The organism is Pantoea sp. BJ2, assembly GCF_040255075.1.
Taxonomy (GTDB): domain Bacteria; phylum Pseudomonadota; class Gammaproteobacteria; order Enterobacterales; family Enterobacteriaceae; genus Pantoea; species Pantoea leporis.
Genome location: NZ_CP158292.1, coordinates 2,711,544 through 2,731,914 on the forward strand (window position 1 = coordinate 2,711,544; position 20,371 = coordinate 2,731,914).

The 20,371-nt window shown below is 53.2% G+C and carries 16 protein-coding genes; all 16 read right to left on the bottom strand.

Going from position 1 to position 20,371, the window contains the following annotated elements; translation table 11 throughout:
• Window positions 1–18: 18 nt before the first annotated feature.
• Window positions 19–1,032, bottom strand: coding sequence for a UDP-glucose 4-epimerase GalE (gene galE / locus AAF463_RS12645; protein WP_350260887.1), 1,014 nt, complete (start codon window positions 1,030–1,032; stop codon window positions 19–21).
• A gap of 48 nt (window positions 1,033–1,080) precedes the next feature.
• Entirely contained in the window at window positions 1,081–1,974 is an 894-nt protein-coding gene (gene galF, locus AAF463_RS12650; protein WP_101763372.1) for a UTP--glucose-1-phosphate uridylyltransferase GalF, read from the bottom strand.
• A 326-nt stretch (window positions 1,975–2,300) separates the two neighbouring features.
• Complete coding sequence (locus AAF463_RS12655) at window positions 2,301–3,641, bottom strand: MOP flippase family protein (RefSeq protein ID WP_008104858.1); 1,341 nt, start codon at window positions 3,639–3,641, stop codon at window positions 2,301–2,303.
• On the bottom strand, window positions 3,638–4,861 hold the full coding sequence (locus AAF463_RS12660; RefSeq protein ID WP_192411955.1) for a glycosyltransferase: 1,224 nt from the start codon (window positions 4,859–4,861) through the stop codon (window positions 3,638–3,640). The genes AAF463_RS12655 and AAF463_RS12660 overlap by 4 nt, the downstream gene beginning before the upstream one ends.
• A gap of 4 nt (window positions 4,862–4,865) precedes the next feature.
• Complete coding sequence (gene wcaK / locus AAF463_RS12665) at window positions 4,866–6,128, bottom strand: colanic acid biosynthesis pyruvyl transferase WcaK (RefSeq protein WP_101763371.1); 1,263 nt, start codon at window positions 6,126–6,128, stop codon at window positions 4,866–4,868.
• Window positions 6,129–6,360: 232 nt separating this feature from the next.
• The gene (locus AAF463_RS12670; protein ID WP_101763370.1) at window positions 6,361–8,571 is read right to left on the bottom strand and encodes a phage tailspike protein; all 2,211 of its coding nucleotides are present in this window, start codon (window positions 8,569–8,571) and stop codon (window positions 6,361–6,363) included.
• Between the two features lie 57 nt (window positions 8,572–8,628).
• The gene (locus tag AAF463_RS12675; RefSeq protein ID WP_101763369.1) at window positions 8,629–9,663 is read right to left on the bottom strand and encodes a glycosyltransferase; all 1,035 of its coding nucleotides are present in this window, start codon (window positions 9,661–9,663) and stop codon (window positions 8,629–8,631) included.
• A 50-nt stretch (window positions 9,664–9,713) separates the two neighbouring features.
• On the bottom strand, window positions 9,714–10,466 hold the full coding sequence (locus tag AAF463_RS12680; RefSeq protein ID WP_101763368.1) for a glycosyltransferase family 2 protein: 753 nt from the start codon (window positions 10,464–10,466) through the stop codon (window positions 9,714–9,716).
• Window positions 10,467–10,539: 73 nt separating this feature from the next.
• Window positions 10,540–11,457 carry a glycosyltransferase family 2 protein gene (locus AAF463_RS12685; protein ID WP_101763367.1) on the bottom strand — a complete coding sequence of 306 codons (918 nt, stop codon included), beginning with the start codon at window positions 11,455–11,457 and terminating at the stop codon, window positions 10,540–10,542.
• Between the two features lie 74 nt (window positions 11,458–11,531).
• Complete coding sequence (locus AAF463_RS12690) at window positions 11,532–12,710, bottom strand: acyltransferase (protein ID WP_110866650.1); 1,179 nt, start codon at window positions 12,708–12,710, stop codon at window positions 11,532–11,534.
• 24 nt (window positions 12,711–12,734) lie between these two features.
• The gene (locus AAF463_RS12695; RefSeq protein WP_271460804.1) at window positions 12,735–13,457 is read right to left on the bottom strand and encodes an SGNH/GDSL hydrolase family protein; all 723 of its coding nucleotides are present in this window, start codon (window positions 13,455–13,457) and stop codon (window positions 12,735–12,737) included.
• 15 nt (window positions 13,458–13,472) lie between these two features.
• A complete protein-coding gene (locus AAF463_RS12700) occupies window positions 13,473–14,609 on the bottom strand; it encodes an EpsG family protein (RefSeq protein WP_137386120.1) in 1,137 nt (378 codons plus the stop codon).
• Window positions 14,610–14,790: 181 nt separating this feature from the next.
• Window positions 14,791–16,968, bottom strand: coding sequence for a tyrosine-protein kinase Wzc (wzc, locus tag AAF463_RS12705; protein WP_192411528.1), 2,178 nt, complete (start codon window positions 16,966–16,968; stop codon window positions 14,791–14,793).
• Between the two features lie 12 nt (window positions 16,969–16,980).
• The gene (locus tag AAF463_RS12710; RefSeq protein WP_101763362.1) at window positions 16,981–17,415 is read right to left on the bottom strand and encodes a protein tyrosine phosphatase; all 435 of its coding nucleotides are present in this window, start codon (window positions 17,413–17,415) and stop codon (window positions 16,981–16,983) included.
• A gap of 9 nt (window positions 17,416–17,424) precedes the next feature.
• Window positions 17,425–18,555 carry a polysaccharide export protein gene (locus AAF463_RS12715; RefSeq protein ID WP_101763361.1) on the bottom strand — a complete coding sequence of 377 codons (1,131 nt, stop codon included), beginning with the start codon at window positions 18,553–18,555 and terminating at the stop codon, window positions 17,425–17,427.
• Window positions 18,556–18,828: 273 nt separating this feature from the next.
• Window positions 18,829–20,262 carry an undecaprenyl-phosphate galactose phosphotransferase WbaP gene (gene wbaP, locus AAF463_RS12720; protein ID WP_101763360.1) on the bottom strand — a complete coding sequence of 478 codons (1,434 nt, stop codon included), beginning with the start codon at window positions 20,260–20,262 and terminating at the stop codon, window positions 18,829–18,831.
• Between the last annotated feature and the right edge of the window lie 109 nt (window positions 20,263–20,371).

Consider the following 20,371-nt stretch of genomic DNA (forward strand, 5'->3'; position numbering starts at 1 on the left):
GCTGGGCCCGCAGTAATGTTATTCAAATCCATTCGGATTCTTCGACTGCCAGTTCCACGTATCACGCATCATGGCATCAATCCCGCGCGTCACACGCCAGTCCAAATCAGTATTTGCGAGACTTGCATCTGCCCAGAACGCCGGCAAATCGCCGTCACGGCGTGGCTTAAACTCGAACGGAATCGGCTTACCGGACGCTTTCTCAAACGCCTTGATCATCTCCAGCACGGAGAAGCCCACGCCGCCGCCGAGATTGTAGGCTTTGTAGCCTTCAACTTTGGCTAAGTGGTCCAGCGCTTTTAGGTGCCCTTCTGCCAGGTCGACAACGTGAATGTAGTCGCGCTGTGCGGTGCCATCCGGCGTGTCGTAATCATCGCCAAACACGCCCAGCTTCTCCAGACGGCCAATCGCCACCTGCGCGATGTACGGCAGCAGGTTGTTAGGAATGCCGGTTGGATCTTCACCGATTTCACCAGACTCATGCGCGCCAACCGGGTTGAAGTAGCGCAGCGCGATGGCTTTGAAGTTTGGATCGGCTTTCGCGAAATCGCGCATCACGAATTCGATCATCAGCTTTGAAGTACCGTACGGGCTAGTGGTACCGCCAATTGGCGTGGTTTCCACGTAAGGAACCGGTGCATCGGCGCCATAAACGGTCGCAGATGAGCTGAAGATGAAGTTCCACACGCCAGCTGCGCGCATCTCTTCCAGCAGCACCACGGTGCCAGCCACGTTGTTTTCGTAATATTCCAGCGGCATGCGCGTGGATTCACCAACGGCTTTCAGTGCGGCGAAGTGAATCACAGCGCTGATATCGTTAGTGGCAAACAGGTCACGCAGGCAGGCGCGATCGCGGATATCGCCTTCAACGAACACCGCTTTTTTGCCTGAGAGCTTTTCCACGCGGTTGATGGCTTCGCGGGAAGCATTGCAAAGGTTATCCAGGACCACAACGTCGTCGCCGCGCTCTAACAGCGCCAGCACCGTATGGGAGCCGATGTATCCCGCTCCGCCCGTTACCAAAATAGCCATGTGTACTCCTTAAAACCGCGCTAAGGGCGCGGTAGAGAATGAGAAAGCTTATTTCGCCAGGATTTTCTGAATAGATTCGCGGAAATCGCGGCCCTGATCGTTGTTACGCAAGCCGTAAGAGACGAATGCCTGCATATAACCGAGTTTACGACCGCAGTCGTAGCTGGTACCGGTCAGCAGCTGCACATCAACTGGCTTCTTCTTGCTCAGAGAGGCGATAGCATCGGTCAGCTGAATACGGCCCCATGCGCCCGGCTCGGTGCGCTCCAGCTCTTCCCAGATATCCGCAGAGAGCACATAACGGCCAACTGCTGTCAGGTCAGAGTCGGTAGAACCCGCTTCTGGCTTCTCAACAAAGCTGGTGATGGTGCTGATATCGCCTGGGTTATCAATCGGCTCTTCGGTGGTCAGCACGCCATATTCAGTAAGATCTTCGCCCGGCATGTGTTTCGCCAGCACCTGGCTGTGGCCGGTATCTTCGAAGCGAGCAACCATCGAGGCAAGGTTATAACGCAGGTGGTCAGCGGTGGAGTCATCCAGCAGCACGTCTGGCAGCACCACCACAAATGGGTTGTCGCCAATCATTGGACGCGCGCACAGCACGGAGTGGCCCAGGCCCAACGGGTTGGCCTGACGCACGTTCATGATGGTCACGCCCGGCGGACAGATTGACTGCACTTCGCTCAGCAGCTGACGTTTAACGCGCGCTTCTAGCAGCGCTTCCAGCTCGTAAGTGGTATCGAAGTGGTTTTCCACTGCATTTTTGGAAGCATGGGTGACCAGCACAATCTCCTTGATGCCAGCCGCGACGCATTCGTCAACAATGTATTGAATCATTGGTTTGTCGACAATTGGCAGCATCTCTTTCGGAATGGCTTTCGTCGCAGGAAGCATATGCATACCGAGACCCGCAACGGGGATTACTGCTTTAAGCTTGGTCATATTTATTCCATTTCATGAAGTGAATACGTGGGGTCGATTATGCAGGATCGGCCGGTCGAGCAAGTATAATCTTTATCTGAAAAACCGGCACTAACTCTCTGTCACACCATCAAAAATCGCCAATTTGGCCGGTAAAAACGCCGAAATACCAATGAGGAACCGATGCGCTAAACCGCTGAAAAATCGTGAAAGGATTTGAGATGACGAGACCAGAGATTGACTGAAAGCTGTGTCGATAATGCGCCATAAATGGCGCCGCTACGGACCGTGTAAAAATTGAGTCATCTGTAGCGGCGCGATTCATCACGCGGGTTGGATGTTGATTGCTACAGCCAGCCCTCAAACCATTCCGGCATCACGAACAGGTTGAAGTGGTTTACCAGCATCATCAGCGCAACAAACACCACCGACACCGAAACCCACTGACGCGCATACGGCATAAAGCGGATGCCAATCACCGGCTTGATGAAGAACGGATGGGCAAAGGCCGAAATCAGCACCTGCGAGATCGACAGCGTCAGCGCCACATACAGCACGTTCGGCCAGATGTAGGTTGTCGCCAGCACCGCAACCACCACCAGGCTCGCCACAATGTTCCAGTAGAACTCAACATTGGTGCGGCCGTTGGCCTGCGAAATCGCGCCGGTTAAGCCGCCCATCGGACGCAGCATGCCAAACAGCAGCATCAGCGGAATCAGATGGTAAACCTGCTCATGTGAAGCGCCGTACAGCACGCGCACAATGACCGGGGAAAGAATGCCAATCGCCAGATACATCGCGCTACTGAACAGCATGATGACGAAAGTGCCTTTCAGGAACAGCTTTTTCAGCTGCTCTGGATCATGCTGCTTCTCAGCGAAGCGCGGCAATGCCAGGCGGTTAATCACCGGCGAAACCAGCTTCAGCGGTTGCAGAATCAGCTCTTTTGCCAGCGAGTAAATCCCCAGCATCTCCGCACCCATCACTTTACCGACGATCAGCGCATCGGCCTGGGTACGCAGCTGATTGATGGTCTGCGAACCGAGCTGATACACGCCATAACGCACGGCGCTGACGAAGGTTTTGCCGTCGAACTCCCAGGTCGGACGCCACGATTTCTCGCCGAAGTAGATCATGCAGAGAATGCGCGTGAAGGCGTTGATGAACAGACCAAGAATCGCCGCCGCCACGGTGAGCGAGGTGTAATACAGCATCGCCACGGTACACAGGAACGCGAACAGCTTGGTGGCCATCTCAATCTTCGCCAGCGTCACCATGCGTTTGGTTTTCACATAGTGCGCCTGATACTGCGACAGATGTCCCAGCACCAGGAAGTTGAGGCTGGTGAGCATGATCAGACCCACCAGTTCCGGCAAGTGATAGAACCACGCCACCGGATAGGCAATCGCCAGCATAATCAAGCCGGTGCAGAAACTGAGCGACACGTTCACCCAGTAAATGGTGCTCTGCTCGCGGCGATTAATATCCTGGCGATGCACGATATAGCTGCTCATGCCCATATCCTGCAGCACGGTCGCCACCGCCAGAATCGCATTGATGATCGCCAGTAAACCCAGCTCGTGCGTTTCCAGTTTGCGCGCCAGCACGGCGAGCTGTAACACCTGAAGCAATGCGGCAAAACAGGTACTACCAAACAGCCAAACGGCCTGTTTTTTTAATCCGCTCACACCATGCGCTCCAGAATTTTCGCCAGCTCACCGTAAGCGATGTGCTGATTGAACTCAGTTTCGACTTTCTGCCGCGCAGCGGCGACCACCGGTGCCACATCCACGTCGCCACGCGAAAGGCGCAGCAACGTCGCTGCCAGCTCGTCAGGATCGTTTTCGGCCACCAGCCATCCGCTGACGTCATTCTCAATCAGTTCAGGAATGCCGCTGTGATAGGTCGACACCACCGGCAAGCCAACTGCCATCGCTTCCATCAGCGCCACCGGAATGCCTTCCATATCGCCATCTGCGGCGGTTTTAGACGGCAGCAGGAAGATGTCCGCCTCGTTCAGCGCCTGACGAATTTCATCCTGCGGCTTGAAGCCCGGCATGGTGACGTAATCCTGCAATCCAGCGCGCGCGATGTGCTCGCGCATCATGCCATCCTGCTCGCCGTTACCGATGATGGTGAACTGGAACTGGCCGCCATTATTGCGCAGGATTTCGCTGGCTTTCACCGCCACATCCAACCCTTTCTTCTCGGTCAGACGCGCGACTGAGACGATGCGCAACGGTTGATGGAACGCCTCGCGCGGACGGAAGTTAAACTTCTCCGGCTCGATGCCCATACGCGTGACATGCACCTTGGCGCGCGGACAACCCATCTCAATCAGCTTGTTCTCCCACAAGTGGCTGATAGGCAGCATCAGTTCGCTCTGTTTGAACAGGTTGACGTAGTCGAGCTTGTGCTCTTCCAGGATGTGACGACGCGAAATATCCGCGCCGTGGAACACCGTCGCCTGCTTGCCTTTCAGCACGCCGAGTTCGCGCAGCTTGTTAGCCAGCGCGCCGGCATAGCCAAAGTGCACCAGAAACACATCGGCGGTGTAAGGCTGTTTAGTGTTGGCGACAATCGCCGGCAGCAGCAGTTTGCTGGCCTGTGCGCCGTAGCGACGCACATTCAGCGACTTGAGCAGCGCGCCTTTGGTGATTTTCGGCAGTATCAACCCGATACGCTGCGTCAGCTTATCAAGATTGGATACTTTCTCTTCCGGCAGTAAATAGTGGGTTTTCGCTGCCAAATTGTAGTCATCGAACGCGGCGTGGCGATTAATCATATCGCCCGGAAACACGGAGATAATCTCCACGTCGTAGCCTGCATCGATGAAATGCGTCACCTGATTGAGCACGAAGGTCTCAGAGGCAACAGGAAAACGCATGGTGAAAAAGGTCAGCTTCATCACTTCACCCCAGGACGTTGAGAATTTCTGCTGTAATGCGGTTACCAATCTCACGCTCCTGCGCCACCGCGGTATCAACTTTGTGTTTCACGTTGTCGTAGTCGGCCAGCACCGTCTGCACTTTATCGATGAGCGAACCGTCCATCAGGCTCTGCACATCGGTGGCCATCTGCGGCAGGCCAAGCTGTTTCATCACGCCGAGCGACTTGTGCTCGTAGTTGATGGCCACGGCTGGCGTACCAAAGTTCATGGAGATGATGGCGGAGTGCAGGCGGGTACCAATGGTCAGATGACAATGGCTGAGGAGGATGCCGAGTTCGAGGTCGTTGAACTCGTCCATGATGACATGGTAATGCTCGGGATGCTCGACATGATCGCGCAACGTCAGCGCCACCATGCGGTCATCTTTGGCGTAGCTATCAATACCGGTACAGGTAGAGAAGGCAACCACCTGATAACCTTCGGCAATCATCGCGTTAATCACGCGGCCAAAGGCAGCTTCATACTCTTTCTGCGTGACGCCGAGACGTTTGTCGAACGGCGCCAGTTCACGCACGGTAATCGCAATGGTTTTGCGTGCGCTGATAATCGCCTGCCAGTGCAGCAGGTTATGGCTTGGATTGGCCACTTCACGCGCTTCAACCAAAAATGCGGTATCAACGCCCTTCTTCACTTTGCTGGTGGTCACGCCATCCTGCTTCAGGCGGTCGTAGCTCACCTCTTCGCGCAGCACCAGGCTGTCAACGCGGTCGAAGACAAAGTTCGCCAGCGCATTAACGCGCGGGTTCTCGAACGGACCGACCGAGTGACCGACCATATGCAGCGGCTTTTTCGCCATCAGCGCACAAAGCGCGTGGTCGAATTGGGTCACGCCGTAGAGATCGACGAAGAACGAGCCGCCAACCTGAATAATCGCGTCGTACTGCGCAAGGCTTTGGGTGAACGCCGCCAGATGCGGTGGCACCGAGAAGGATTTGTACACGCCGCCTTTGCCAAGGTGCGCCATCATGATGTCCGGCATCAAGCGGTTTGCCACCTTGCGTTTCAGGCTGCCCACTAACCCTTTGCCCGACTTGCTGTTGTGGAGGAACAGGGAATCCTGCTGGATATCCTGCTGCAGTAAATAGCCAGAGCTTGTTGGATAACGGCTGATCACATCGATATCCAAATCCGCACGCGCGGATTTCAGTGAATCAATCAGCCCACGTAAAATCGCGCCATCCCCACGATTTCCACAGGTATGGTTTCCTACCAATAAAATCTTCATAAAAAAACTCCGGAAAAATTTTTGTAATTTTTACAAGCCGCCAATAGCTGCACTGGCAAAGTGAACTCTGATTCAAAGGACTGCAATGGGAGTAAACCCCAAAAAAGTGGTGCTAATTGCATTTCTATTCAGTACTGCTTACAAACTATGCACATTCCGTAGCGGCGCGATTCATCGCGCGTACCTGAAATTGGCATTGCGCAATGAATTGCGCCGCTACGATTAGTGTGCGTTACGATTTAACGGCGAAATAAGGCATAGCCACCTGCTCGCCATTGATCACCACCGAGATGAAACCTTTGGGTTCGCGCGTATCCACCTGTTCCGGCTTGAGCGCACGCGAGGCCAGCAGCAAATCGCCCTGCTCGTTACCGCCGATGCCGGCTTTGCCGTTGTGCAAGCTAAAACGCTGCGGCGCCTGTTGCGCTGCGCTGCCCGGCGCGCCTTTGTCCATCACGGCGTCAACGCGCGCGCAGCGACCGGTCAGGAAGCGATCCTTGGCGGTGCTTTTGATCAGCACAGCGGTGGTCGGCGTCCAGCCCGCTAACTTCACGAACACTTTGGTGTCGGTATCGGTGCGCGGTTCGAAACGAACCTCCACCACCGGCGAGCTACCTTCCGCTGACCAGCTGGCTTCCGCTTTGTTTTTCTTGCGCTGCAGATGAATCACCGCGCGACCGCCGGTGCCTTTACCGTCGATGACATCCATCAGCGGCTGATTGGCGGTGCCGTTATTGAACTGCGACTGACCAAATACCTCGATCTCCCAGCTATCGCCCACCGTTGGCGAGTAGAAGTTGCCGAGTTCAAACCAGGTTTGCTGATCGCTGTTGTTGGTCAGGCGGAAGCGCGAGGTGATGTAGTTGTATTTCAGACTGCCATCAATGGCGACGCCGTAAGATTCAACGCGCGTTGAGCCCATTTCCCAGATGTTCAGCCAGCGCTCGCCTTCCAGCGAGTTATCAATCCAGCTGCCCGACTGCAGATTGGTCTGGCGCATATTAAGGCGCGAGTTACGCGCATTAAGCGGGTTCTTGCAATCCTCAATGCTTAGCGCATCGACAATCCACTGACCGTTCGAGATATCGCCAGGGAAATCGCTGTGCTCAATCCAGCCATTGTGGATGATGGATTGGCTGCAGCGCGGCAGATTCAACACCATGCCGCCTTTACAGTGCTGGGCGTTGAAGTTGGAGAGCTCAATCGCGGTGCTGTGATCCCAGGCACCGGCCTTTTGCCCCGACCAGCTGGCCTTAATCACATCGCCGGTACAGGCGTTGGCGTACCACTGGTCGATTTTGCAATCCAGCGTATCCAGCAGGCTGAGCGAAACGCCGCCCACCTGATTGAAGCGCAAGCAGGCACCACGGAAGAACTGGCCGCCCGGACAGGTATTGCGGAACAAACCCTGCTTGTTCGGACGCTTGTCGGTGTTGCCGTTGAAATTCAGGTTGGAGATTTCCGTCCAGCGCGCATTTACCTGGAACAGGAATTCGGAGCGACCGTCGGAAACCAGCGTGGTCGCCGGGAAGTAACCGAAGTTGACCATCGCGCCGGAAATGCGGAAGAAGCGACGTCCTTCGTCACCGAAATCACATTCAGAGACAAAGAAGGTGCCGGCCGGGAATTGCACGCAAATCTGCTGGCTGGCATCAATCGACCATTGATACATGGCTTTGATCGCCGGTGCCGTGTCGGTTTTGCCGTCGGCGATCGCGCCGAAATCAAACAGCGTCAGGCGGTTGAAATCTTCCACCACGCGACGCCAGGTAAAACCGTTGCCGCTGAAATTCACGCCGCCATCATCTTTGCCATCGCCGAAGGTGCCGACGAACTCGCCGCCGCCCACTTCCAGCCCTTCATGCCAGCTTTTCAGCTTGATTTTGGCACCGGCAAACAGCGGACGGGTTTTGCGCAGCTCTTCAACCGATGGGATTTCACCAATCAGCTGGTAGCCGTTTGGCTGCGCCAGACGCTGGCTGAAGTTGCTTTGATTAGGGCGCGAAACATCGCTGATGGAGAACAGCGTATGGCCCTGATCGTCCTCCACCACCATTGAGTGCGCGGGATTGGCGATCAGCGCCGCATTGTCGTGAATGAACTGGGCGAAGTTGCCCTTGTTCAACGCAATCGGCTGGCTGATTTGTGACACTTTGCCATTGGCATCGCGCAGAAACACCGGGATCTGGTTGCCGGCCTGGCTGGCATCGCTGCCCGCTTTACCGATCCACAGTTTGCCCTCGAAGTTCTGCCAGAACTGCGGCGGCATGGTATAGACGTTTTCTGGCGTCAGAATCGGCACATCGCCTGCCGGTACGCTGGCGGGATCGACGGATTTTAACGTTAGCTGACCACTTTTTGCGGCGTAGCTGGAAAACGCACTCACTGAGAGCGCAGTAACAATCGAGGAGGCTGCGGCCTGCAAGACTTCTCTTCTTTTCATGCTTCAATTCCCGTGGTTGTGCGGCCAAAAAGGATTCCCGAGGCACGATAATTGTCGCTAAACAAGGGCGAGCCAGCTCTGCTTGATCTGATTACCGTCAAACTTGAGCGCGGTTTCTTTGGTTTTTTCACTCATGGCGTAGAACAGGCCATCATCACTGGCGAGCTGCTCCATCCGCTTGATAAAGGTGGTTTTGTCATTCATCGGCACCAGGAAGCCATCTTCACCGTGGTTGATGATCTCCTGCGGCCCGGTTGGGCAATCGTACGCCACCACCGGCAGCGACCAGGATTTGGCTTCCAGCAGCACCAGCGGCAAGCCTTCATAGCGCGAAGTCATCAGCGCCATGTCGCTTTCGCGGTAGTAATCGTTGATGTTGCTGACTTTGCCGACGAAGTTAACACTATTGGTGATACCTAACGCCGCAGCCTGATCGTGCAGCTGCTGACGCAGTTCGCCGTCACCGGCAATCACCAGTTTCCACTCGGGATGTTTCTTGCTGAAGTCGGCCCAGATATCCAGCAGCAGGTCGAAGCCTTTCTGGTTATCAAGACGTCCCACCGCCAGCGCCTGACGGCTGCGCGTTTGACGTTGAAACGCTTTGTACACCACCGGATTGGGGATTTGCTGGCTGGCAATATTCCAGCGGTTAAACACCTGATGATCTTTGTCGGTCAGGACGATCACCTGGTCGTAATAGCGCAGCATCAGCCACTTCAGCAGCTTAATCGGCTTGCTGAACGAGTTAATCGCGATGTGTTCGCAGGCATACGCCTTGAAGCGCTTCTTCTTCAGCGCCATCAGATTCCAGAAGGCGAACATCACGCTCAGGCGGCCCATGCTGATCAGGAATACGCTGTCGAAGCCTTCCTGATGAATGCTGCTAACGGCGCTTTTAATTGGGTTGCTGTGGCCTTCAAAGCTGACAATTTTTTTCACCCGCTCGAACGGATAAAAGGTTTTGCCATGGCCTTCCAGCGAGTAAATGGTGACTTCATGCTGCTCGCCGAGGCATTCAGACATAAAGTTGCAGATGTTTTCCGTGCCCGCATAGGAGTAGGCATCTTTAATCACCAAAACGATCTTTTTCATACAATCCTTTCCACCTCAAAAATATATAAGCAGCTAAATCACCGTTGCGCTTAGCGGTGTTTTAAGGCAAAAAGAACCCCGTTCACCATGTACCATGTATAATAGTAATATACTTTTAACGGATTGTTTTTATAGATAATTCTTAATAATTCGAGGTGCCACTTCGCCGCTTTATTTTTGTTGCGCGACAGTGAATCGCCCAACTCGTAATAGTTGACCAGGGTTTTCTGGATCACGCGGGCTTGTTTGTAGCGGAGGAACAATTCGTAGAGGAACAGGAAGTCTTCGTGGCCTTTGCGCTGGAAGAAGATGCCCTGTGGAGGACGGCGGAAACACACCGAGGAGAAGCAAACACGATATTGCTTCTTCACGAAGTTTTCCTGCTGCAGGTAGGGTTTGCTGTAGTTGATATCGTGGTCGCCGGTTTTGGTTTTGTAGTGATAATGCGTGATCACGAAATCGTCGCCGGCGGCGATCGCGGCCGTCTGTTCGGCCAGTTTTTCGCGGTGCCATTCGTCATCGCTGTCAAGAAACGCGATGATCGCTTCTTTCGCCGCGCGCAGCCCCACATTACGGGTTTCGGCTGCGCCCTGATTGACCTCGTTGTCGAGAATGGTGATACGCGCGTCCTGACAATGTTCACGCACCAAGGCGAGTGAATCATCGGTGGATTTGTCGTTGATCAGGTAAAGATGCCAGTCGCTGTAGGTCTGGTTGATGATCGACTCAACCGCGCGCAGAACGGTATTTCGCGCGTTATACATCGGCATCACAATACCGACGGTGCCAACATGATTTGTCATTTGTCTACCCGGAGTTTCAGGAACCAAAAAATTGCCCCCGTGTAGGGAGCAAGTGAAAGTGTTTAAAAGTGAATCAGGAGACGGCTCTTCTGCCCGAGAAGCGCGACTTCACCTTATCGAGCAGGCGATTCATGAAGTAGGCGCGATTGTCACGGTTGGTGAGGAAGAAGTAGCGTGCAAAGCTGAGGCTGGCCTGCAGCGATTTACCATCCATCTTGTAGCGCAGCGGCAGCTTGAACGCCTTGTAAGTATGGATGTCACGCGTGGTCAGATGCGGCTTCATGGTATCGAGCCAGAAGAAGGAGTATTTGACCGATTCGCCTTTGTGCTTGGAACCAAATTTGGTCACCAGATGGTAGGTTGCCAGCGGCTTATCGATCATCACGAAGGCATAACCCATGCGGTCAGCGCGGATGCAGAAGTCATAATCCTGATGGCGAATATAGCGCGCATCAAACTGGATCTGCGCCGCATCTTCACGCTTCAGCACAATGGTGCTGGTTTGAATAAAGCCGTAACAGCCAAACAGATACTCGGCCACGGTTTCGTTTTTGCCGGGCGGTTGCATCGGCATCACCTTGAGGAAGCTGCCATCCTGATGGATGTTCACCTGACTAAAGATGACGTAGCGCGATTTGCCCTGCGCTTCCAGTTTGGCGATGGTTTCACTCGCCACCAATAACTTGTCCGGATGCCACTCATCGTCGGCATCGAGGAAGCTGATAAAGTCGCCGGTTGCCAGCTCAATACCTTTGTTACGGGCGCCAGCGCCGTTGAGTTTGACCTCAGACAGCTCCAGTTTGATAGCCAAATCCTGATAACGTTCGCTGCGTACCACCTGCGCCAGTTCAGCCGCATCGGCCGATTTGTCATCAACAATAATGACTTCAAAATTGCGATAGGTTTGCGCTTTGACGCAATCTAGCGTCGTGACAATCGATTTCGACGCGTTATACGCGGGAATAACAATTGAGAAGCGAATCTCCTGCATTGCCAGCACCTCATTAAAAAAGTTACAAAATCAATGATATAACTTGTGGGCTCAAAAGAATAATGGGTGATGTCCTAATTTGTCGGCGAGGTCTTCATCGCCACTTTCTTCTTGTTGCTACTGCCGATAAACGGTTTCTCGACAAACAGATACGTCAATTTCGCCACATAGAAGGAGGCGACAAAGAACAACGTTGAAAGCAAGGTGTAGAACAGGAACGAATGCGGATAGAGCGTTTCCGGGATCTGCTTGATGAAATAGAGCACCACACCGTGAATCAGATACAGGCTGTAACTCACCTCACCAATCGACATCAGGGTTTTGTTTTCCAGAATGCCAAACACCGCGTTGCCGCTGCTGACAATAAAGAAGATTACCGTCAGGCAGCAGAGGAAAATCAGATACCAGAAGGTATTGCTGGTGAACGACAGCGAGAACAGCGACAGCACAATCACCGCAAAGCCGGCCAGGCTTGAGGTTTTGTAGTGCGCAAACATGTCGCGATACTTATACGCCAGATAACCCATGGCGAAGCCCAGCACCGGACGCGGATCGGTATAGGTTTTGCCCCACAGACGCAGGCCAACCGCCACGCAGAAAATCACGCCGATCGAGCCGAGAATCAGCAGCGTTTTGTATTTGCCTTTGGTGGCGCGGTTGAGCACGTAAATCAGCGGAATCGACAGGTACAGCAACCATTCGAGGCGCAGCGTCCATTCCACACCGGCGTTGACATCCGCCGTCAGGAAATCACCCATGCGATAGCTGCCAATAAACAGCAACCACAGCACGGCATCTTTCACTGCCGTGAGGCTATAAGTGAGATCGCCCTGCACCACGCCTACCGCGATGATGACAAAACCGGAGAACCAGAACATCGGGACGATACGGCGGATACGCGACTTCAGCAGCTTGTGCGTCAGCTGCCCTGGCGTCAGGGTTTCATTATCCAGCCAGCGATAGAACAGGAAGGCGGAGATCATGAAGAACAGCAGTACACCGAATTTGCCGGAGTTAACGAAGAAGTTGCCTTCGGAAAACCAGGCAAAATAGTCTTTATCGAACACCCACTGACCATCCAGCGAATAGATGTAGTGCGCGAAGTGTGAGAACGCCACGATGCTGGCCAGCAGCGCGCGCATGCCAGAGATACTTTTAATACCGCTACTGTTGTACACGCCTTTGTGGAAGGAGAATACTCGCAGAATGATTAGCGCCAGACAAAATGACAGCACCATGATTAATACATACATGTCAGCTCCTGAATCTGAGTTGGGTTAGCTGCTGTGCCGCGACAAAACGCTATCGAAAGTGCTGCTTAAGACGTTGAAGGTTCTTTCTGCTTTCTGCTTATAAAGCATCTCGTTCGGGTGAATGCAATCAGGCGACATCTCAGATTGCCAGTCACGGTTCTGCTTGATGACGCTGTACTGCTTCACAATTGGCACCTGCTGCTCTTTAGCCACTTCATTTAACTGATAAACATACGGCCAGACGTTCCAGCGCTCGGCTTTGCCACAAATGGGATTCGGTTCCTGTAGAACCACCAGCTTGTTATTCGCTTTGGCGCCTTTTACGAGCTCGGTGATGATGCGCTTATACTCTTGCGGCGTTTCAATGCGCTCGCCTTTGTCTTTGAAGAAGTTGATGCGCGCATCGTTGATGGCATAGTTAATCAGAATCATGTTGGCATCGGATTTCGCCATGCGTTCTGACCAATCCATCGGCGTATTGTCTTTGTCGTAAACCAGCACCGAAACCTGTGCGCCCGGCATGCCGTGGTTCTTCACCTCAATGTTGTTGCCGTATTTCTCACGCAACATCTGCTGCAAAAAACTCACTTCATTATTTTTACTGAGGATATTGCGATTGCCCGACGCGGTAACGCCAGCGGTGGTGGAGTCACCGTAGGCGGCGATGATGAAGGTGCCGGGATGATCCTCTGCCTGCGCCAGTAGCGGCGCAGAGGTGATCAGAATTGCCAGTAAAGTCTTCCGCATATTTCCTCTCATCGGTTAATGAAACAATTTGAATTCACGAGCAACTTCATAGCCCACAACGGCCTGCTTCAGTGAGATCGTGTTGTAGTAGAGGTAATAAACAAGGAAGAAAGCGAACATCGCAAACATCGCGGGTTTCAGTACGCGTTTTGACTGGAAGATTAGCGATGTCAAAATAATCGGTTCGACCTGCAGCAGATAGTTCGACAGGCGCGCACCCGATGAGTAGTTGTAGAAGAAGATCCTGATGCCGCCGCCAATGGCAAAAGTGAGAATCAACAGGTAGTTCAGCTTCCACACGTCGTACTGTTCACGCTTGAGCTGGTTGCTCAGCATGAAGTAGACGAAGATAAACACCAGCATGATGTTTTTCAGGTTGGAGACTGACACCACGCTGCCGTCACCGGCATTCGAGGCTTCGTTACTGTAGCCTGCGGCCCTCTCGCCCATCGATCCCAGATGTCCGGCGATCAAGGCAATAAAGCCGGTCCCGCCCACCACCGAAAGTGGCACACTGAATATAATGATGGCCACCGGCCACCAGCGCGATTCCCGAATGAACAGGAACGGAATGATGGTCACCACCATTACTGCGGTGTTGTGGCTGAGGAAGGACAGAATAAAGAAGGCAAACGCCCACCAGTATTGCTTGAGGTAGATAGTCCAGATCACGCCAAGGAACAGCGCCGAGCTCAGGCCAAAACGAATCTGGTTTACATCTTTGTTGATAAAGATATGCGCCGAATAAAGCGCCAATGCCAACACCGGATACGGTGACATCTTTTTGAAAAAGATGGCGTTGGTTGAAACTGCCAGAATACTGAACACAAACAGGAACACGCTGGCATTGTGTGAAAACAGGCTGGTGATCCACGCGATAGCAAAAATCAGCGGTTCATAACGGAAGAAGGCGACGGTGTTGGCAAAACCGTTGACCTCAATACGGCGGACGAAGTCGGCAAAGAAGCTGCGATATTGATAGTCGTCCATCCCGGTACCGAGACCGCGAATACCGGCAAAAATAATCAGCGTGACCGTGGCGATGCACAGCAGGTAAGTCAGAATATGGGTGGTGCGTTCGTCTTTCTTCAACAGGATTTCGACCAGCGCAAGCAACAGCAAAAACCCTGATAAATACCAATATGGAGCCATGGTGTGATTCCTTAATTCCACAAGTTCTCGTGCCAGCGGTGGCTTTTAATGGCGTTATAGAGAGAATCACCTGTGTAAATCGTTGCGTGTCGTCATTCAAACGGTGCGATCAAAAGGGGCGGTCAACCCGCCCCTTTCTTCACCGGATTACCCTCATCATTAACTGTGAATGACGGGCAAATTAACTTTTGGTCGGTTTGCCATACTCGTAGTCGTAATAGTCGTAACCGTAACCATATGAGTTGGCGGCTTTACGCACCACGGCGTTAAGGATCACACCTTTAATCTCAATACCGTTCTGGGCAAAGCGTTTGAAGCTGACATCCAGTTCTTTCGGCGTGTTGGTTTCGAAACGCGCCACCATCAGCGACGTACCGGCCAGCTTACCGATGATGGACGCATCGGTGACCGCCAGAATCGGAGGCGTATCAATCAACACCAGGTCATAGTTCTTGCTCGCCCAATCCAGCAGCTCACCCATGCGACGATGCATCAGCAGCTCAGATGGGTTTGGTGGCACCTGACCGCGTGGCAGGAAGTCAAAACCGTACGGGCCTTTCTGAATCAGCGCCGGGCTGAACTCGGTTTTGCCTGACAACACGTTAGACAGACCGGATTTGTTATCGGCTGACAGCAGTTCGTGGGTGTAACCGCGACGCATATCACCATCGATGAACAGCACACGTTGGCCCGCTTTGGCGACCAGCGTTGCCAGGTTGGCACAGATAAAGGTTTTACCAATACCTGGGCTGGCGCCGGTGATCATCAGGATGTTGTTTTTCGCTTCCATCATCGCGAAGTGCAGGCTGGTACGCAGGCTACGAATCGCTTCAATTGACAGATCAGTTGGATTGCCCAGCGCCAGCAGCGTTTCGTGGGGATCGGTTTTCACCTTGTTGCCACGACGCGCCAGTGCTTCGGTATCTTTCTTACGTTGCCATTCTGACAGCGGTACGCTGGCATAGACGTTCATGCCCAGCTCTTCCAGCTGCTCTGGATTTTCGATGCCGTGATGCAGCAGCGCTTTCAGCAGCACCAGACCAACAGAAACCATCAGACCCAGAATCACGCTCGCCGCGATGATCAGCAGTTTCTTCGGTGCCACCGGGCTGTTGCCGGTTGCTGCGCCATCGATGATGCGTACATCACCCACCGTGCTGGCTTTACTGATACCCAGCTCTTGCTGACGGTTCAGCAACTGCATGTAGATTTCCTGACCAGACTGCACATCACGCGTCAAACGCAAGATCTCTTGCTGCGTTTGTGGCATCTGAGAAATCTTTTTATTCAGCTGCGCCTGCTCACCTTCCAGCGTTTTGCGTTTTTCCAGCAAGGCGCGGTAGGTTGGGTGATCTTTAGTAAACAGCTGAGACACTTCGGCTTCACGGAAGGTCAGTTCGTTCAACTGGCTCTGCACGCTGACAGAAGAATCCAGCGCCGATTTGGCTTCCAGCGACAGGTCAACCGACTCATTCTGGCGACGGAAGGTATTCAGCTTGTCTTCGGCATCATCCAGTTTGCCACGTACTTGCGGCAGCTGGTTGCGCAGGAATTCCAGGCTCTTTTCCGCTTGCTCAGATTTACGCTCAACGTTCTGCAGCAGGTAGTTATTGACGATTTGGTTCAGCACTTTGCTGATCTGCTCTGGATCTTCACCCAGATACTCCAGACCCAGCACGCCCGTATCTTTGCCTTTATCCGCAACGGTCAGGTTGGCCAGCACCGAGTTAATCGCCTGCAGCTCGTTCAGTTTGGTAACGCTGAAGCTGGTGCCTTCATCGGCATTGATGCCGCTTACCAGCATGGTCACTTCACCGTGCGTTTCCAGCTGACCGACTTTACCTTTGAACAGCTCATCACCGTCCGCTGACACGGTATACGAGTCAGGACCGGTCACTTCCAGTTCAACGGTACGTTTATCGATGGTGCGTGGAATTTCCAGGCGGGAGATGGCGACAGTTGATGGCTTGTTACCCATCAAACGCGACAGACCTTTACCAATTACCGGGAAATAGTTCTGGGTGACAACGGTGTCCAGACCCAGATCGTCAACGGTTTTACCGATAACCATGCGCGATTCCAGAATCTGAATCTCGGTATCGGACGCCGGCGTTGGCGGCAGAATGCTGTCTAACTCATTCAGTACTGAGCTGGCGTTCTTCTGTTCAACCTGGACTAACGCATCCGCGCTGTAGATTGGTGTAGCAAACAGTGTGTAGAGCGTGGCTACCAGCATGAAGAAGGCGGTAACGGCAACAATGATCCAGCGATGATCAATCAGCTGTCCCACAAGATGCGCCAGATCCCATCCATTCGAATCTTCCTTTGGCGCGGTCATAACCTTGTTTTTGATATTCATGGATATTCCCAACTATCGGCTTAATACGTTGACCCATTTCTGGGTAGCGTTTTCCAGTAACCCGTAGACCTCTTCAAAGGCCTCGCGACTTTTTTTGTACGGATCCGCAATTTCCTGCTGATTGAGCCAGTGGCCAAGCAGCATGGTCTTTCCGCGTGCGGCTGGATCGATGCGATTCACCTGTTCAATGTGGCGCTTTTCCATTACCAGAATCAGGTCATAGTCACGGCACATGCTGGCCGTTAACTGCTGAGCCTGATGCCCTTCCAGCGACACGCCGTGTTCGGCGGCCACAGCCAGGGCTTTCTGGTCCGCCGGATAGCCTTGCAGCGCGCTGAGCCCTGCGGAGGCAATCCGGATGTTTGGTAGCGCGCGTTTGAACAGACGCTCCCCGGTGGGGGAGCGGCAGATATTGCCGACGCAGACGACTAACACGGACTTAATCATGGCGAACCCTTAGTTCGACCAGTTGCGGAAACGAAGGGCCGAGGAGCTGGCATCGTCAATACCTACGATGGTCGGCAGCAGGCCCGAAATCACACGGTTCCAACGGGTGATTGGTGTCGCGGTGACATAGACGATGTCGTACGGCTCCAGTTGGAATTCGGTGCCCATCACCATCGATGCCGCATCTTTGGTATTCAACTGATAGATGTTGGCGATCTTGGTGCGGTTGGCGCCGCGAATCGGACGAATCACGAACACGCCGGTGGCATCAGAGGTGGTCTGATCCATACCCTGCGAGTTGCCCAGTGCTTCGGCCAGCGTCATGCCGCTGCGGTCCATCTTCAGCGTTGACTGCTGCTTCACTTCACCCATCACGAAGACTTTGAGATCGTCGTTACGTGGCACGTAAAGGATGTCGCCCGGATAGAGCAGATGGTTTTGGCTCAGGTCGCCGTTTTGCATCAGCGCCTGCAACGAGAGACGTTGTTCTTTGCCGTTGTGCGTCAGCACCACGTTGCGCCAGTCAGCGTCAGCAGCTAAACCGCCGGCGGCGTTGACGGCATCCAGCACGGTCAGCGGCACGTTAGTGATCGCCTGTTGTCCGGAGGTGGTGACTGAACCGGTGACGTACGCTTTCTGCGAACGGAACGAGGCGACGTTAACGTCAACCTGCGGACTTTCGATGTATTGCGCCAGACGACGCGCCACTTCGCTGCGGATCTCGGTAACCGTTCGGCCTGCTACGCGCACTTTACCGATGTACGGGTAGAAAATGGTGCCATCTGCCTGTACCCAGTTACCGGTGTCGCTGGCGCTACGGTACTGACCGGCAGGTGTGGTCAACTCTGGGTGATCCCAGACGGTGACGTTCAGCACGTCGCCGACACCGATACGGTATTCGTAGCTCTGAATTTCATTTTGCAGCATCGGGTTAGCCTGCGCGACTAACGGCTTCGGACGCATCTGTTCAACCAGACGCGGCGTCAGCGGGAAGACGTTGACATATTTGTCGATGTCATAGTTGCTATCCTGTTGCTCTATGACATCTTTTCCACTGGTGGAAAGGTGAGAACCCGGCTCAATGGTGCATCCGGAGAGAAAAGTCGCGGATACCAGTAAAGGTATCAATTTAATTTTCATTATCATCTGATTCTTCGCTATCAGTTATTGATTGATAGAGGCGAAATCGCCCGCTGTGTAGCGTCTTACAAAAATGGAATGTGACGGGTTAAACACTGAAACTGTGGGTCATTATTATGCGCTCCCTTGGTTTTATGTTGTCACCGAGTCTAAAGACGACATCAATTAAAATGGTTATACAGACTCAATCAGTGCAGCTGTCTAATAACGACACACCCAGCACCCGCAGTTTTCAACCGGGGAGCTTGCTGCCCTCCCCGGCTTCGCTGTCTATCAATAGGCGCCGTCGCGTTTCAGCACTACGCCAACCGTCTTAAACAGAATCGCGATGTCATTCCACAGCGACCAGTTCTTGACATACCACGAGTCGAAATAGACGCGTGTTTCATAGTCAACGTCGTTACGACCGCTAACCTGCCACAATCCCGTCATGCCTGGTTTCGCCATCAGGTAATAATCGACATCACCGGCATAACGGCAGAGCTCATCTTCAATCACCGGGCGCGGCCCCACCAGGCTCATATCGCCACGTACCACGTTCCACAGCTGCGGCAGCTCATCCAGACTGGTTTTACGGATGAAATGGCCGACTTTGGTGATGCGCGGATCGTTCTTCAGTTTGAAATCTTTATCCCACTCGGCGCGGGCAACAGGATCGGTACGCAGTACCTCTTCCAGCACCTCTTTCGAGTTAATCACCATTGAGCGGAATTTCAGGCATTTGAACTTACGGCCGCCTAAACCCACACGTTCATGACCGTAAATCGGTGGTCCGCCATCGCGGCCAACCATAAATCCAAGGACCAGCAACGCCGGGGACAGCGCGAGGATAATGCTCAGCGCGCCGACAATATCGAATGCACGCTTAAGGAAACGTGACGTGCGCTTCGCCAGATTGTTATTCACACGCAGAATCATCACTTCATGGCTAAAGATGTAAGCCATGTCGGTGCCGTACAGCGGTACACCGCGCAGTGTTGGAATAACAGAAACCGAGCGGCAATTGTGCATCGCCAGAGTTTTCAGCCAGTGGTCGCGGTGCTGGCTCTGTTCGAACTCAACCGCCACGATGAATTGGGTTTCGCTGTTGGTCAGCTGCCACAACTCTTGTTCATTGTGCAGCACAGGCACGCCTGAGATGCTGGCCTGTGGGCTGCTCTTATCGACATCGAAGAAGGCGATAACATCGAAGCCCATCACCTCTTCGCTCTGCAGCGCCTGCCAGGCTTCCTGGGCATTGCGGCTGCTGCCGATGATGATGGTTTGCTTCTTCCACATGCCATAATGATTCAGCACACGCTTAGAGATGGCGCGCGCTAAAGGAATCATAATCAACGCCAGAACCCAGGTCGCTACCCAGACAAAGCGCGACATTTGCCACTGTGAAAGGGCTGAAATTGACAAATCGATGACAGAGAAAATAAGAATGGTACGAAAGATCTCTTTGAGCTCGAACCAGAATGGCTTGCGATAGGTATAATGACGCAGGCGAACCCAGAACCAGCCCACGCAAATAACGGAAAGCGCAATGTGCGTAGCAATTTTTAAATGCAGGTATTTTTCAGATATATCTGCCAGTGGAGAATGGGTAAACGAATTAATCAATGCCATCGCAATAAATAATGCTGCGTTGAAACAAATTAAATCCGAGCACGCCAGTAAAATTTTTGTCAGAAGACTTTTATATGTAATTTCGTTATCGCGCATAGTTAACTCTTTTATATTATTTCTTTAATCCCTAATGCCTCAACGCTGTTTGATAAATGAGCGAAATATTCACTGCATTTGTTGAGGCAATCTGCGGTAAATTCTCTGA